The sequence below is a fragment of the Hymenobacter roseosalivarius DSM 11622 genome, from assembly GCF_900176135.1.
In the GTDB taxonomy this organism is placed as follows: Bacteria; Bacteroidota; Bacteroidia; order Cytophagales; family Hymenobacteraceae; genus Hymenobacter; species Hymenobacter roseosalivarius.
Window position 1 is genome coordinate 131,847 of record NZ_FWWW01000039.1, and the last position, 15,887, is coordinate 147,733.

The 15,887-nt window shown below is 55.4% G+C and carries 14 protein-coding genes; 3 read left to right on the plus strand and 11 right to left on the minus strand.

Annotation, left to right across the window (positions count from 1 at the left end; translation table 11 throughout):
* Positions 1-17 precede the first annotated feature (17 nt).
* The 3 genes from B9A24_RS03110 to B9A24_RS03120 all read right to left on the minus strand — a co-directional run bounded on the left by B9A24_RS03110 (position 18) and on the right by B9A24_RS03120 (position 2,481).
* A complete protein-coding gene (locus B9A24_RS03110) occupies positions 18-956 on the minus strand; it encodes a proline iminopeptidase-family hydrolase (protein WP_143434732.1) in 939 nt (312 codons plus the stop codon).
* Between the two features lie 75 nt (positions 957-1,031).
* Entirely contained in the window at positions 1,032-1,799 is a 768-nt protein-coding gene (locus B9A24_RS03115; RefSeq protein ID WP_084443702.1) for a creatininase family protein, read from the minus strand.
* A 91-nt stretch (positions 1,800-1,890) separates the two neighbouring features.
* On the minus strand, positions 1,891-2,481 hold the full coding sequence (locus tag B9A24_RS03120; RefSeq protein WP_159451930.1) for a DUF4269 domain-containing protein: 591 nt from the start codon (positions 2,479-2,481) through the stop codon (positions 1,891-1,893).
* Between the two features lie 206 nt (positions 2,482-2,687).
* On the opposite strand from B9A24_RS03120, the gene aspA reads away from it, so the two are divergent.
* Positions 2,688-4,094, plus strand: a complete 1,407-nt coding sequence (gene aspA, locus B9A24_RS03125) for an aspartate ammonia-lyase (RefSeq protein WP_084443704.1) — start codon at positions 2,688-2,690, stop codon at positions 4,092-4,094.
* Between the two features lie 57 nt (positions 4,095-4,151).
* Here the strand turns inward: aspA and B9A24_RS03130 are convergent, their stop codons facing one another.
* The 4 genes from B9A24_RS03130 to B9A24_RS03145 all read right to left on the minus strand — a co-directional run bounded on the left by B9A24_RS03130 (position 4,152) and on the right by B9A24_RS03145 (position 7,320).
* Entirely contained in the window at positions 4,152-5,072 is a 921-nt protein-coding gene (locus tag B9A24_RS03130; protein ID WP_084443705.1) for an alpha/beta fold hydrolase, read from the minus strand.
* Positions 5,073-5,286: 214 nt separating this feature from the next.
* Positions 5,287-6,003, minus strand: a complete 717-nt coding sequence (locus tag B9A24_RS03135; protein ID WP_084443706.1) for a 3-ketoacyl-ACP reductase — start codon at positions 6,001-6,003, stop codon at positions 5,287-5,289.
* Positions 6,004-6,196: 193 nt separating this feature from the next.
* Entirely contained in the window at positions 6,197-6,463 is a 267-nt protein-coding gene (locus B9A24_RS03140; RefSeq protein ID WP_084443707.1) for an acyl carrier protein, read from the minus strand.
* A gap of 290 nt (positions 6,464-6,753) precedes the next feature.
* The gene (locus B9A24_RS03145; protein ID WP_084443708.1) at positions 6,754-7,320 is read right to left on the minus strand and encodes a GNAT family N-acetyltransferase; all 567 of its coding nucleotides are present in this window, start codon (positions 7,318-7,320) and stop codon (positions 6,754-6,756) included.
* Positions 7,321-7,781: 461 nt separating this feature from the next.
* Here B9A24_RS03145 and B9A24_RS03150 point away from each other — a divergent pair, with 461 nt between their 5' ends.
* Positions 7,782-8,336: a hypothetical protein gene (locus tag B9A24_RS03150; RefSeq protein ID WP_084443709.1), complete on the plus strand. Its 555-nt coding sequence runs from the start codon at positions 7,782-7,784 to the stop codon at positions 8,334-8,336.
* 79 nt (positions 8,337-8,415) lie between these two features.
* Here the strand turns inward: B9A24_RS03150 and B9A24_RS03155 are convergent, their stop codons facing one another.
* Together B9A24_RS03155 and B9A24_RS03160 are read right to left on the minus strand one after the other, a co-directional pair.
* Entirely contained in the window at positions 8,416-9,750 is a 1,335-nt protein-coding gene (locus B9A24_RS03155; protein ID WP_084443710.1) for a TPM domain-containing protein, read from the minus strand.
* A gap of 67 nt (positions 9,751-9,817) precedes the next feature.
* On the minus strand, positions 9,818-11,140 hold the full coding sequence (locus tag B9A24_RS03160) for a M48 family metallopeptidase (protein WP_200813852.1): 1,323 nt from the start codon (positions 11,138-11,140) through the stop codon (positions 9,818-9,820).
* A 436-nt stretch (positions 11,141-11,576) separates the two neighbouring features.
* On the opposite strand from B9A24_RS03160, the gene B9A24_RS03165 reads away from it, so the two are divergent.
* Positions 11,577-13,028, plus strand: a complete 1,452-nt coding sequence (locus B9A24_RS03165; protein ID WP_084443712.1) for a Gfo/Idh/MocA family protein — start codon at positions 11,577-11,579, stop codon at positions 13,026-13,028.
* 325 nt (positions 13,029-13,353) lie between these two features.
* Here the strand turns inward: B9A24_RS03165 and B9A24_RS03170 are convergent, their stop codons facing one another.
* Both B9A24_RS03170 and B9A24_RS03175 read right to left on the minus strand, forming a co-directional pair.
* Entirely contained in the window at positions 13,354-14,037 is a 684-nt protein-coding gene (locus tag B9A24_RS03170; RefSeq protein WP_084443713.1) for a RibD family protein, read from the minus strand.
* Positions 14,038-14,185: 148 nt separating this feature from the next.
* The gene (locus tag B9A24_RS03175; RefSeq protein WP_159451931.1) at positions 14,186-15,661 is read right to left on the minus strand and encodes a P-loop NTPase fold protein; all 1,476 of its coding nucleotides are present in this window, start codon (positions 15,659-15,661) and stop codon (positions 14,186-14,188) included.
* Positions 15,662-15,887: the final 226 nt, after the last annotated feature.

Below are 15,887 nucleotides of genomic sequence, written 5' to 3' on the forward strand. Positions count from 1 at the left end.
CACTGAGCCGGTGCTATCTATTTCTGTTTGCGCAAAAATCCCCGCACGGTCTTAAAATATTCCTCCGGCACTTCCCAATAAGCCTTATGGGAGGCATTTTCAAAGATTACCAGCTGCGAATTAGGCGTTTGCTTCTGGAAATAAGCCACCGTAGCGGGCGCGGCCTCATCGTAGCGGCCGCATAAGTAAAGCACTGGTAATGTGAGCTTTTTGAGGTCGGCGGCGCGAGAATAGCTTTTCAGCGAGCCAGTGGCCTGGGCCTCATCGGGGCCCCACATCGTTTCGTACACCTGCGTCCCGAAGGTGGGATTGGGTGGCATCGGGCCGTTGCGGTACAAGTGCTGGCGGTTATAAAGCGTGACTGCTTCTTTATACGCCTGTTTGCTGGGCTCATCGGTAGCCGCGTACAGGCGCATGGCCCGCTGCTGGGTCGGCGGCAGTTGGCCGATGTAGCGCTCCGCATCCTGCACCCATAGCTTCGTGTCAAGCAAAGGGCTGGACAGTATCACGCTGACCACGCCGGGGGGCTTTTGGGTGAGCAAGTACTCAGTGGCCAGCGTAGCGCCCCAGGAGTGGCCCAGCAGATGCAGCTTCGGGTAGCCTAGCGCGGCTACTACCTGCTCCAGCTCGGTCACGAACCGCTCCATCGTCCACAATCGCGGATTGTCAGGCCGGTCTGATTTGCCGCAGCCAAGCTGGTCATACAGGATAACCGGCCGCTCATCGGCCAGCGCCGCGAACCCCTCGAAGCTGCCGCTACCAGAGCCCGGCCCGCCGTGCAGGAGCAGCAGCGGAATGCCCGGCTTGTCGGCGCCCAGTACTTTATACCAGACTTTGCCCCCCGGCACGTTGATATAGCCTTCTTTCATAGATGGTTGGGCCTGTACGGCAAAGCCCAGCACCCAAAGGCCCACGGCTAGTAATAGTGTGCGCCGGAAAAGAAGAAAACGCTTCATGCAATCAGGGTTCAGGTCGGAAGTAGTGCCGCGCCAAACTTGCACAAAGTTCAGCAGATGCGTTAGCCCCGCCACTTATTCGTACAAATCCTGCGGATCGGCGGCGGCCAGCTCCACCAAAAACTGCCCAATATTGGTTGTCACGGCTGCCAGAAAAGCCTCGCCTTGTTGGGCCGTGGCCTCGGCCGGGTTGCCCACGCCCGTGTCAGTCGATACTTTGCTCCATTCGCGCTGCGCCCACGCCCAGCCCTGCTGAAAGGCTTTGATTTTGAACTGTTTGGCGGCTCCATCGCCGGCCTCGGCCAGTGGGCGCACCAGCTGGGGGGCAATATGCAGCATGGCGCTGGTTTCCATGGCGTCGGCGTGGTCGCCGGGGGCGGTAAAGAACTGGCTCCGGTCGGCGGCTTTAAACCAATTGAGCGTGCAGAGAAAGACACTCGGAAACTCGGCTTGCAGCTCCCGCAGTATCTGCCGGAAATCGTTGCCGCCGTGGCCGTTCAGCACCACCAGCTTCGGAATGCCCTGCCGGGCCAGCACCTGCACCATGTCACGGAGAATGAGCAGCTGCGTGCTCGGGTTCAGGTTCATATCGAGTGTAATGTCCAGCTGGCCGGTGTTTACGCCGAACGGAATGGTGGGCAGCACGACCACTTTTGCCCCCCGGTCCCAGGCTTTGCGGGCCGCTTCGGCCGCCACGTAGTCGCACTGGTAATTGTCGGTGGCGTAGGGCAGGTGGTAGTTGTGGGCCTCAGTAGCGCCCCAGGGCAGCACAACTACCTCGTACCTGGTTTCTTTTACTTGTTGCCAGGTGGTTTCGGCTAAGATGTAGGGGCGTGTAGTCATAAAAGAAAGAGTAGAAAAAGGGAGCGGAAGACTACTGCCTTCGCTGCTTTGCAGATGTAATAGGTGGTTTAGCGCCACAAATAGGCTGACATTACACTACGTTGAGCGGCGCCGGAAGATTAGCCAGCAAAGCCCGGAGCTCCGCTACGCTTTTCCCTTCTAACTCCAGCAGGGCCTCGTACGCATTGCCGCGCAGCTGCAAGAGGATTGCAAAGGCCGGCTCCGTTTTCAGGCCTTTTTCCTTGAGCTGCCGCACCGCTGTGCGCCACATGTCGCCCCCGGCCTGCAATACACGGTCTTCCACGACCATATGCCGGAAGGCATGTTGAGCTTCAATAGGGCAATCTTGCCCAAAAATCTCTACTACAAAATCCTGATAACGAAAGCGGCATACCACGGACGACCGCAGGTTGATTGTTTTCTGCGCTAACGCAAAGTCAGGCAGGTGCGCATAGTGCGCGCGAAGCAGGTCGGTGAAATGAGAAATATCAGCAGAAGCAACGGCACACAGCAAGTCTAGGTCGCTACTGGCTATGTCAATTCCCAACGGAATCGTGCCTGCCAGCACTGGATTAAAATCGCGCAGCCTGTTCAGTATGCCCAGGTTTTGCAAGGTGTCATAAGCCATTTGCTGGCGTGTACTACCAGTTTGTAAGTAGTGTAAATCCTTCCAGTTTGTCATTTTAACCAGATAATTGACCCCTCCGAACCAACCAGATTGTTTAAGTTCAAGCTTGCACTTCATCTTCAGCAGCTAGCTGCTAACTGACAGAATGCAGGTAACAGAGAGCCTGCCCGTGTTTCGAGAGCCAGTCACCGTGCAGTTGCAGACCTCGTCCGTTACTTTGCGTAGACAAGCTACCTTCAAATACCCATCCCACCCCCTTCATGCAGCAATTCCGAACCGAACACGATTTTCTTGGCGAACGGGCTATTCCTATTGATGTCTACTACGGTATTCAAACCCTGCGAGCTCTCGAAAACTTTGATATCACGGGCATACCTCTTAAGTCAGAGCCGCTGTTTGTACAGGCTCTGGCGCACGTAAAAAAAGCTGCTGCCCTGGCCAACCGCGACCTAGGCGTGCTCGACCCGACCATCGCCGCTTACATCGCCCAAGCCTGCGACCGGGTCGCGACCGGCGAGTTCGACAGCCAGTTTACCACCGACATGATTCAGGGCGGGGCCGGTACGTCGGTGAACATGAACGCCAACGAGGTGATTGCCAATGTGGCGCTGGAAATGATGGGCAAGGAGAAAGGCCAATACGAGTATTGCCACCCCAATAACCACGTCAACTGCTCCCAGTCCACGAACGACGCGTATCCTACGGCCTTTCGCATTGCCCTCAACAACAAGCTGGTAGGCTATAGTCATGCTTTGGGTCAGCTGGCTGACGCTTTTGCCGAAAAAGGCGTCGAGTTTCGTGACGTGCTCAAAATGGGGCGCACCCAGCTTCAGGACGCCGTGCCTATGAGCATGGGTGACGAGTTCAAGGCCTTTGCTACCAACCTGCGCGAGGAGCTGCTGCGCATCGAGGACAGCCGCAACCTCATCAGCGAAATAAACATGGGGGCCACCGCCATCGGTACCCGCGTAAATGCGCCGGCTGGCTACGCCGAAATAGTAACTGAGCACCTGCGCGACATCACGGGCCTAAATCTGGTGCTGGCTGGCGACCTGATTGAGGCCACCTACGACACGGGCGCCTATGTGCAGCTTTCCGGGGTGCTGAAGCGCACGGCCGTGAAGCTCTCCAAGATCTGCAACGACCTGCGCCTGCTCTCCTCCGGTCCCCGCACAGGCATCAACGAAATAAACTTGCCTCCCCTGCAGCCCGGCTCCAGCATTATGCCCGGCAAAGTAAACCCCGTGGTGCCGGAGGTAGTCAACCAGACGGCCTTCTACGTTATCGGCGCCGACCTCACCGTGACCATGGCCGCCGAGGCCGGGCAACTTCAGCTCAACGTGATGGAGCCCGTTATTTCCTTTGCCCTGTTTACCAGCATTTCCTACCTCACCCGCGCCTGCCACACCCTGCGCGAGAAGTGCGTAGTCGGTATCACGGCCAATGCCGCCCACGCCGAGCAGCTGGTACGCGGCAGCATCGGTATCGTGACCCAGCTAAACCCCATCCTGGGCTACGAAACTGTCTCCGAAATCGCGAAAGAAGCGCTCCGCACCGGTAAATCGGTGTACGACGTGGCCGTGACCGAACGGCAGCTGCTGACCCAAGCTAAATGGGATGAGATATTCACGTTTGAAAACCTGATCCGCCCGAACTTTATTCAGTAAATAAAAGCGATTACCCCGTAGAGACGCGAATTCGCGTCTCTACGGGGTAATCGCTTTTTAGCTGCTCTTAGGGCGTGCCAGCCAGATACCGCCGGCTACAATAGCCAGCACGCCGAACACGGCGGCCGCCTTACTCAGGCGGCGGGGTGAGGCGGCGGTGTCGTACGCTCCGACTGCTTCCTCAATGGTTTCGCCGCTGGTGGCGCGCAGAATCAGACGGATGGTTTCCTCGGGCTGGTCCCACTGCGGAAAATGCCCGCATTTGTCGAACCAGCGCAGGCGGGCATCCGGGAATTTGGCCAGGGCCCGCTCGGCTTGGTAAGGAAAACATACCCGATCCTGCCGGCCCCAGCCAATAAGTAGCGATGCCTTTATAGTACCCCGCGGCGCGCCTTGCTGCTTTTCACCATAGGCCAGATTATACAGCAGCTCATCGAAGGAAGGCGCGTTGGCGAAGGTTCGCATCTCATCCAAGGCTACCTGGGGGGCAATTTTCCAGGGCTTCGCTGAAAACTGGGCAAACAATACCGTGCGGCTCACCCTATTGCCGGTTAATTGCGGCATCACCGGCTGCAAGGCCCGCACCAGCTTGGTCGAAACGGCGACAGTGTGATAAAAAAACGGAACCTCCCAGCCCTCCCAGAACCCGCCCGGATCAAGGGAAACGACCGCGCCTACCACGCCGCCCCGGCGCGCCAGCTCCAGCACCAGTCGCGCGCCCATCGAGCTGCCCACCGCATCGATACCCAGCAGATTTTGCTCGCGCAGAAAGTCGGTCACCGCATCGGCTAGGGTGCCAATGGTGACCGGACCATGCAGCGGCGGCGTATCGCCAAAGCCTGGCAAATCTACCGCGATGACGTCGCGCTCGGCGGTCAGGCCGTCGAGAATAGTTTGCCAGGAGCGCCAGCTGCCACCGATGCCGTGCAGCAGTAACAGCGGCTTGCCGGTGCCGCGCCGGGTGTGGTGCATATTCATAAGGATAGGGGTGAGAAGGCTTGAGAAAGCCCTCCAAACGCTGGTTGTTAGCGGCTGGGGGGCTTTTTTGTCGCGAATTTCGCGTAGTGTGAAGCTTATGCGCTGGTCATTCTACGCGCTTGGTATATAATTAGATACCAGCAGATAAGTAAACAGCCTATAAAGGACTGTCATGCTTCGCTACTGCTCTGCATGATGGTCTTTAATTATATTCTTACGGATTCGTAGACCACATACCGGCTTCTTTGATAAATACCCGCCGGTTGAGCTTCAGCTGCGCGATAATCAGCTCAGCCAGATCTTCGGGCTGCGCTACCTTCTCCGGGTTGCCGTCGGTGAGCTTGTTACTGACGGCCAGCTCGGTAGCGATGGTGCTGGGGGTAAGCGCCGACACGCGAATGTTGTGCTTGCGCACCTCCTGCATCAGCGACTCGGTGAGGCCCATTACGGCAAACTTCGAGGCGCTGTAGGCGCTGGTGCCGGCCGCGCCGCGCTGCCCGGCCGTGGAAGAGATATTGATAATGTCGCCGGTCTGGCGTGCTATCATCTGGGGCAATACGGCGCGGGTGGCGTAATACACGCCCATCAGATTCACCTGAATAATCCGCTCCCACTCCGAGGGGTCGAATTCCAGAAACTTACCGAAGGTGCCGATGCCGGCGTTGTTGATGAGAATATCGATGGGCCCGAGCTCCTGCTCCACGCGCGCGGCGGCGGTTTCTACGGCGGCGCGGTCGGTGATGTCGGCGGCTACTACGGCTGTTTTGCCCCCCAGGGCCGCTATTTCGGCGGCTACGGCTTGCAGCTGCTCTTCGGAGCGGGCCAACAAGCCTACATGGGTGCCTTCCTGGGCCAGCGCCAGGGCTACGGCGCGTCCGATACCTTTACCCGCGCCCGTCACGAGGGCGACTTTTCCTGCTAATGATTCCATGCGATGGCTGCTAAAAGAGAGTAATAAGCGGCATAACCGCCGAACCCGGCAGGTGTTTGGCCTGCGTCGGTAAGTGGCTGATAAAGCGCCGGTTTCAGGTTTAGCAGCAAGAGAAGCACGGCTGAAAGCCATACGGAGGAGTGAGCATAGATAAGCTACCCCGGACGTGGCCACCAGCTAGCTTCTGTACTGGCTAGGCCATAAGCAGGGAGCAGCCCCACCTTTGCCCTACCACTTGATCGTTGAGGCAGCTGATGAGCTGGTCTGCCGTTCTTACCTGCTCCAGCTCAATATCTGGAATACGGACGTGGTAGAGGTTTTCGAGGCGAATGACCAATTCAAAAAAGTCGGTCTGGTCCATTCCCAAATCCTCACTGAAGCGGGAACTGCTGGCGAGTTTAGTTGTAAACGTGGACCTGATGGGCAGGTAGCTGTACACTTGTTGTTGAATAGGTAGCATGATAAAATAAGGCTAAAGGGTGGAGCACCGAAGGGCAGCGTTCGTTGCCGTGCCGCTTATAGGCTATATAAAAATGTCAGTAGCGCGAGCGTATGGCAGTAGCGCGTTACCAGACCATACGACGTACTGACGGGCCTTTTACCTTATCTAAGCGACGGGTTCTTTTTTGTTAATGCTTTAAATCAGCTGACTAACCGGCACCAAGTAGCCCCGCGACTAACCGGCTGCGGTAGCCTGGCCTAAAAAAGCCCCCCGGAGCAACTCCGGGGGCTTTTTTAGGCCAGGCTACCTTATCCTTTCCCAAACCGCTCCAGCATTACCGTCGGCTGATCTTTGTACGTGGTGCGATGGTAGGGGCTGTAGCCAAACTTCTGGGCCAGCCGCAGGGATGCTTTGTTGGCCGGATGAATAATGCACACGGTACGCCCGGTGCCAAAACGCGCATCGCCCCAGGCAATGGCAGCTTCTACTGCCTCGGTGGCGTAGCCTTTGCCGTGGGCGTGGGCGGCCAGCACCCAGCCAATCTCGGGCGTGCCGTGGTTCTGCGGCATGATGTCGCGCTTGGGGTCGGCAAAGCCGACCGCTCCGATGAAGGCACCGGTTGCTTTTTCCTCAATGGCCCAGAACCCGTAGCCCATCAGGGCCCAGTGACCGATGCTGCGAAGCATGGTGGCCCACACTTCTTCCTCCACCATGGGGCGGGGCGTTAGGTAGCGATAAAACTTGGGGTCGGCCCACATGGCCACGTACTGCTCAAAATCGCTGGGTTTGTACCCGCGCATGAGCAGGCGGGCGGTTTCCAAGACTGGTACCTGATGCAGCGAAGGGGTAAGGGTTGGGGTAGGAATAGACTCCATAAAGTATAGTTAGTATCGACGTGCTGGCGAAAGTAATAAGCGCGCGCATAGCGCTACTAACTGAAGCTCGTGCTGCGGGATGAGCCAGGCGTGACTTAACGCATGACTCGCTCCCAGGGCATCTATAACTCCCCACACATACAGCTCTTTCTAATACAGCATTCATACGCAGCCTGTTGCCGACTCCGAAATCGAACGCTCTGTCCGGTATCGAACATCTGCTGGCATGAGTGATCTGTGTAGCTTCTATGTAACAACTTGTATATGAGTTATTTATACAAATGGCATGGGTGTTGGAAAATTACCAATAACTCTACTATTCAACTGTTCAAAACCGCACATGAGCTGCTTTTCCCAGCAATGAGTTCGGCCGACAGCAAGACGATTATAGAGGAAACCAGCCGCTGCCCAGCGGTGCATTTGGTATCGTTTCCATCATTTCTAACCCCAAACTTTTTATTATGAAAAGCTCATTCGCCTCTGCTGCTTCCACATTGGCTGCCCGTTTTGCTTCCAAGTCTGCGTTAGCCCAAACCCAATCGGGTTCCTCCTTTTCTCTGGATTATTTGCGCCGGGCCGCCTTGGGCGTGCTGTTGTTTTGGGGGGCTTTTTTCGCCAGCCCAGCAGTAGCCCAGCAGCATCCCGTGACCGTGGACAAAGTAGAAGCGGCCGTCTTTCGGGTGCGCACCCAGAACCTGACCAGGCAGCATGGGCAGGTGCAGGTGTACAGCCTCGTAAGTGGCCAGAAGCTGTTCGACGAAGCATTCGACCAATCGTTTTATACCTGCCGCCTAGGCTTTAATAATTTGCGGCCTGGCAACTATTGGTTGTGCCTGAAGGTCGGAAAGGACAGTTACCGCTACACCTTGCGGGTGCTATCAAATGGCGCTGGTGAAGAGGTTGCCGTGCGTAGCGTGAAGGCTCGGCTGGGCAAGCAGACCCGGCAGGTAGCCGCCCTCAACACAGTAGTGCCAGTAGCAGCTCCTACGCTAACAACTAACGGTATTGGACTATAACGCTCGCGCAAGAATGGCGCACAGCAAAAAAGCCGTCCAGCTAGGACGGCTTTTTTCTGTAAATGATTTTACTGAAAGATTACCAGGAGCCGCTGTTGTCGCTGTTGTCATCGAAGCCGCCACCGCCGGTATCGTCGGCGGCGGTGTCGTCGTAGGATGACGTCTCATCGGCTGAGAAGAAGTCAGGCTCGGAGTTATCCGGCAGATCGGAGAAATAATCTGGGCTCATTTCTTCGGCGTTGCCGGTGCCTTCCAGCGCCGGGAAGCCACCAGAAGCGGCTGTGCCTCCTACACCGGCCGCGTAGGTATTGGCGGGGTCAAGGTTTTGTTGGGACGCGGTGTTGTCAGGGCCTGCTATGCTGTTGCCGGCGTGGTCGGTGTGCCCGCCCGAGGCCATCCGATTGCCTAGGTAAGCACCGGCCGCGGCCGCCGCCCCCGTTGCCAGAATGCCCCCCATGCCGCTGGTCAGGCCCCCGCCGCTTCTGTTCATAGAGCCGCTACCCAAAAAGTCAGGTACTGGTTGGCGCGCCTGCCCGCGGGTATAGTTGCCATTCGGTCCCGCGGGTTGGTTGCCGCCCACCGATTGAGTGCCCAGAAAGTCAGGCGTTTGGCTAGGGTTTTGATTCTGGTTGGAATACATGGTCTGAGGCGCGGCCGGGGCCTTGCGCCAAAACAGGCGCATCAGCAGCCACAGGATGCCGCCAATAGCCAACGCCCCAATAGCCAGGGTGCCCATGCCCAGCCCCGAAGAAGATGGTTCGGGCGTCGATGCGGCCGGCCGAAAGGGCTCGGAGCTTGGGTCAGAAGTAGCTGGCAGCTCATTATTCAGACTTGAGGTGGCTGCTTCAGCACGCTTTTCTGGTGCTATTTCGGCCTTGGCCGCTTGCAGATCCATGACCTTGGGAGCAGATTCTGGGTTGGCGGCTACCATCAGCGCGTTCAGGCCGGCGCGCAAGCCCGCGAAGTAGTTGCCCTGCTTGAAGCTGGGGGCCATTTCCTGGCCTATAACCCGTTTAGTCAGCTCGGGCGTAATCTGGGAGCGAAGTCCGCTGCCGGCCTGAATCGTGACCTGGCGCTCCTGCCCGGAAAGTAACAGCACTACACCATTGTTTTTGCCGCGCTGCCCTACACCCCAGGACTCGCCCAGGGCCTTACCATACTCGGCTACGTCGCGCCCGCCCAGGGTGGGCACCGTCACGACAACAATCTGAGTACCGGTGCTATCGGCATAGCGGCGCAGGCCCCCTTCCAGGGTTTTGGCGTCGGCGGGGGAGAGAAGCCGCGCTTGGTCGGTGACGAAGCGAAAGGGCGTAGGCCGCGCTGGCAGCCCCTGGGTAGGCTGCTGCGCGCCTCTTGCCGGCCCGCTCAGCCCCGCCGATACGAGCAGCAGCATTATAAACAAGAAGCGTTGCATGGCGCAAAAAATGAGGTGAGAGATCAAGCTTATTTTGCTTTCCACGTCACTTACCGTCAATCGGCTATCACTTCTTCGCGCTGAGCCCGTTGCCACCTGCCGGCTGCTGCGGGGGGCTTTTTTTCCGCAAATTTTCTGCCTTCCAGCGCATGGCCGTCAGCACGCGGGTGTGGCCACTGGGATGATCGAAGAAAATGATTTCCTCCATCGGGCTTGGGTCAATTTTACGATACTCCGACAGCTTCATGGCGATGGTAGCGAAGCCGTCGGGCTGGCGGGCGGCATTCAGGCCAAACATATCGGCCTCCTGCTCCTGGGTGCGGATAATGGTATTAAAGGCGGGCGTAGCCAGAAACATAAACACGGCGAAAAGTGCCACCAGCAGCGGCAGTCCACTCACATCGGTGATGCCGGCAATGCCCCAGCGCGGCCCGTAGCTCCCAATCAGGCGGTGAAAGGCCCAATCGACGAACCACAAGCCCACGCCGATAATCAGCACCAGGAAGATCAGCATTTTGGGGATGTGATTCAGCACGTAGTGGCCCAGCTCGTGGCCCATCACGGCCTGCACTTCGGCGGGCGTGGAGCGGTTGAGCAGGTTGTCATTGAGCGACACCCGGATGGTGCTGCCCAGTCCGCTCACGTTGGCGCTGATGCGCTTGCTTTGCCGGGAGGCATCCACGAGATACACGTTATCGGCCGGAACACCGTTGGCGCGCGCCATGCTCAGAATTTGGTCGCGGATGGGGCTGGCCGGCAGCGGCGTGTACTTGTTGAACAGAGGCGCGATGAAGACCGGCGACACAAATATTGATACCACCAGAAAGACGGCAAGTATGGCCGTGCCCCACACCCACCAGCTCCGGCCCGTGCGCCGGATGGCCGCATACAACGCCAGCAGCACCAGGCTGCCGAATACGACCGACAGCGCCAGTCCCTTCAAATCATCCGTCAGCCACTCGCCGAAGCTTTGGTTGGAAAGCGCGTAGGCATGCTCGCGGATGTAGCCACTATACAGACTCAGCGGAAAGTTGAGCAAGTAAGCCAGCAGCAGGTACAGCGCCGCATACGCCAGCGTGGGCAGCACTTTGCCCGGTAGCCGCGCCGTTTGGCCTTTGATAACCCTGGACAGGCCCAGCACCAGAAATACGGCTGCCACACCCAGCGCGTACACCAGGCTCCCTATCTGGAGCCAGTAGCCCCCCTCAAAGTAAGCGTTGGAGCTGGCCTTTTGGGCGGGCGTGAAGGTGTTGAGGTAGTGTTGAGTGGCGGCCTCAATGTTGAAAGCGGCGGTCGAATCGGCTGCTGCTGCCGACGCGGCCCAAGCCGGAACCACGAGCAGGGCCAGGGCCAGCATGACCACAAATGTTCGTTGGGAGAGCAGACGCATAAATTTGAAGGATGGATCAGATAGCGACTCGGGGTACGATTACAGTGGTAAGCTAATGTTTTAAAGTTATATATAGATATAATTAATTCCGGGCGCCTGGCCGGCGTGGGCAGCATGGGCTGCATACTCCGGCCAGGCTGCCGGGGGGCTTTTTTACTGCCCGGTTGGCAATAATTTTCCTGCATCAGCTGTACCGTTAGAATAATGCAGGTAAGCAACAGCGGTGGCGTGAGCGACTACCGCCTCAGCATCCCTACCCTCCCCGACGTACAAGCTAAGCTACCTGCGCAGAGAAATTTGGAATCGGCGCTGGCCCTCGGAAGTCGTACAATCCTGTATCTTTCGTTTTGTCCCCTTACCCGTAGCGCCCTACCCGATCAACCCGGCCTGGGGGGCAAATTTATCCTGCCAGCCGTTTCACTCTACCCTCAAGCCCATGAGCCAGATCCCCGAATCGCCGTCCCGGCGCGAGTTTATCAAGCACAGTGCCGTCGCCGCCGCTGGCATCATGATCGTGCCCCGCTTCGTGCTGGGGGGTAAAGGCTACACCGCCCCCAGCGACCAACTGGTCATCGCCGGCGTGGGCGTGGGCGGCAAGGGCGAGAGTGACCTGGCCATGTTTGCCAAAACCGGCAAAGCCCGCATTGGCTACCTCTGCGACGTGGACGACCGCCGCGCCGCCAAATCGCGCCAGGCCTTCCCGAAGGCCACCTACTACAAAGACTGGCGGCGGATGCTGGATAAGGAAGGCAAGCATATCGATGCCGTATCGGTAGCCACCCCCGACCACAACCACGCCGTGGTGACCCTGGCGGCCATGCAGCTGGGCAAGCACGTGTACGTGCAAAAACCGCTCACCCACGACCTGCACGAGGCCCGCGTACTCACCGAAGCGGCCAAACGCTACAAAGTAGTAACGCAAATGGGCAACCAGGGTGCCTCCAACGACGGCGTGCGCCAGCTCCAGGAGTGGTACGACGCCGACATTATCGGCGACGTGCACACCGTGTATTGCTGGACCGACCGGCCCGTCTGGCCCCAGGGCATTGCCTGGCCCACGGGCAAAGCCCCTGTGCCCAGCGAGCTGGACTGGGACCTGTGGCTCGGCACGGCCCCGTACCGGGACTACGTGGATAAGCTGGTGCCCTTCAACTGGCGCGGCTGGTGGGAGTACGGCACGGGCGCCCTCGGCGACATGGGCTGCCACCTGATGGAAGCGCCTTTTCGGGTCCTGAATCTGCAATACGCTAATGCCGTGCAGGCCAGCGTGGGCAGCGTCTACGTCGATGAGTTTAAGCGCGGCTACTTCCCCGAGAGCTGCCCGCCCTCCAGCCACGTCACGCTCACTTTCCCCAAAACCAACAAAACCAAGCAGGATATCACCATGCATTGGATGGACGGCGGCATCCAGCCCACCCGCCCCGATGAGCTGGGCCCCAACGAACTGTTTGGCGACGGTGGCAACGGCACGTTGTTTATCGGGACCAAGGGCAAGATGATGGCCAGTACCTACTCGGCCAACCCGCGCCTGCTGCCCACCTCGCGCACCAATGAAGTGCAGGTGAAGCAAACCCTGGCCCGCGTACCCGGCGGCGCCGACGGCCACTACGGCCAGTGGGTAGATGCCTGCATAGCCGGTCACGGCAAACAGACCGTCAGCTCGCCCTTCGAGCTGGCCGGCCCCCTGACCGAAGCCCTGCTCATGGCCAACCTCGCCATCCGCGGCTACGACCTCCAGCGCCCCAAAGCCACGGGCTCGGGCATGGACTACCCCGGCCGCGGCATCGAACTGCTCTGGGATAATCAGCAGCGCAAAATCACCAACTTCGACGAGGTCAACCGCTTCGTGCAGCGCGACTACCGGGCCGGCTGGAAGCTGGGAAGCTAAAGAGCCGAAACGTGCCTAGGATTTGATCAGGCCCATTCCGTTAAGACGAACGATCATACTCCTGCTCCGTCATGCAGAGCGAAGCGAAGCATCTCGCGTGCAGTCGTTGTGATAGTAACTGATACCAAAAAGAACGTCATGCTGATGTTGCTAAAGCATCTCTCCCGCTTCGTTTGATTAGCACTACAACGAAGCGGGAGAGATGCTTTAGCAACATCAGCACGCGAGATGCTTCGCTTCGCTCTGCATGACGGCCTGGAGCAGGACCACCTCAAAAGAAAAAAAGCCCCCCACGACGCCAACCGGCTCCTTGGGGGCAAATTTCTTATGCGGCTACCGTCTCGTAGCGAAGCCACAGAATCCCGTCGGAGCGCTGCTCCACGCTGAGCAGCCGAAAGGACGTGGCCGGGCCTGGCGCATCGCCCTGCTCAAAAATGGTAGGCGAGGTGGGCGCGCCATCCACCACGGGGTAATGCAATAGGCTCAACTCGTCTATTAGGCCGGCTTTGAGCAGGGAGCCATTCAGGTGGCCGCCGCCTTCCAGCAGGATGGTCTGGATGGGGAATAGCTCGCCTAGCTTGTGCAGGACCAGCGCAAAATCAATTTCCTGGGGGCCGCCGAATAGGTAGGAAACGCCTTTCTCGCGCAGGTAGGCTAGGTATTCGTCGCTTACCTGCTCAGTGAGGATGCTAATGATGTGGTCATCGTCGATGTAGGCCGATTCCCAGCCCAGCTTACCGTGGGCATCCACGGCCACGGCAAACGACTCGGCGGCGTGCTCGGCCACGAAGTCGGTGCGGGGCAGGGGGGAGGCTACGGGCTTCAGGTCGGGGGCCAGGCCGTCGGTGAAGTCCTTTTCCATGGTCACGCGCCCGCACAGCCAGGCCTGGGCCTCAAAGGTGGCGGCCGTCGTTTCGTACTCCTTGGTGTTGGGCGAGTCGCCCCAGCGGCTGAGAATGGTGCGCCCGTCCAGGGAACTCATCATGTGGCAGATTACCCGAGGTTTCATATGTTTTGGTTCAGTGTAAGAATAGGCCGCTTCTTATGAGCACTTGCGGCATGATGATATTGCTAGAAAAGTAGAATGCCTAAACTAACGGTTAAGCATTCTGCTTTTTTATGAACTCTTGGCTGCAAGTATTAACAATGATCTAGCATTATTCTACACCTACCAATACAGATAATTTATATGTGGCTTCTGCTGTGAGAGACCATAAAGGTAATTTCCCAGTGAAAGTGTGGGGGTCCTTACCATTTATTGTCTTTATATTCGTTATAAATTCTCTGTGGTCAATTACTAAATATTCTATTTTTACACCTTTATATTCATAAAAATTAACTTCATCAAGCCTTTTGTAATCTTGAGTCTTTGCCAAAACTGGCAGTATGAAATTTTCTAATAACTTTAGTTTACTTCTGTTCTGTTCTCCAATTCCTAAATAAGGCTTTGGTAGCTTTTTTGCATCGCCATACACTGGCGCATCTAAGTTATCTAACTCATTTAGTTTTTCAACAAGGGAGTTTGTGTCTTGAAATATACCTCTCAAAACAAAAAATATGTCCAAAAATAATAAACCATATAATTCATCATTAGTATTTTTGTTTATTAAAAATTGTCCTATTTCGTCTGTATCTAGTTTAATTTTTATCAATGATCTAAGGTTTAATAAATTATTCTTAGATAGTCTTGATAATATATTAAATAGAAAAGAGTAAGTAGGTATCTTTAGTTTATTATGAAAAGATGTTATTTTTTCGTTGTGCTCTAACCATGTTATTATAGCTGATGTATTGTCGTAATAGAAAATCTCATCAGAGTAGAACTTATCAATGTAACCATTGAAATCTACTGATGAACCGTATTTATGCCTAAAAATGCCTCTTATGTTTTTTATGTCACAGACAAGTACTGTAGTGTTAAAGAGAAACTTATTTTCATTTTCCCTTACGTCTAAGTGAGCTCCAAAAACGTTTATCAATCTAAATATATGTTCAGGATCAATTCTATCTAGATCATCGATTATTAAAATGACCTTTTTGTTAAGTGCTTTTAGCTTGGAAATAGATTTGTTTATTAACTCACTAATAAAATCATTTTCATAAATAGCTCCGGTTTTATTTGCAAAGTTTTTGCTAAAAACTTCCAAGGTCTTAAATTCATTTAAGGCTTCTAAATGCCTTTTTTTAAAGGATTCGTATTCGTTGAAAAGTCCATATAAGTGCTTAGCTAATTCTAATGCCGATTTATCAATTTTGTTAATTGACATTAAAAATCTGTCTAGAATGCCTTCGAACTGACTTGTGAGAAAATATTCTCTCATCATATTTTCAGGAATTGGGGTAATATCGAATATATTGTACTCCTTATCATGCAGTAATAATTCATATATTATATCATATTTAATTAATTGAAAAATATCTTCATTGGTAGATACTGCATAGTTTATGGGCTTTAAATTTATAGTGATATATTTATCTGAATTATCTTTAAAATATTTTTTTAAGAAATAGCTTTTTCCTATTCCAAAGGGACCTGATAATATTACTCTTTCACTATTATTTAGATGGTCATTGAATTGCTCTTCTGGCGAGACAATATCAATACTTATTTTTTTAGTTTGTTTTGATTTCATAGTAGCAAAAAAAAAGAGAGAAATATTATTTCTCTCTCCTAAAACAATAAAAATATACATTACCACGAACCGCAAGCCTCGCAAGCGTCTGGATTATCCAGCGAGCAAGACATGTCCGAAGCATTCTGGGCCGATACGTTCAGCGGCTCCAGCGTCTCGGCGGCTTGTTTCTGCACCGCAGAAAGCAAGCCGCCTCTCCGGCGTGCTATGGTAGTGAAGATACGTG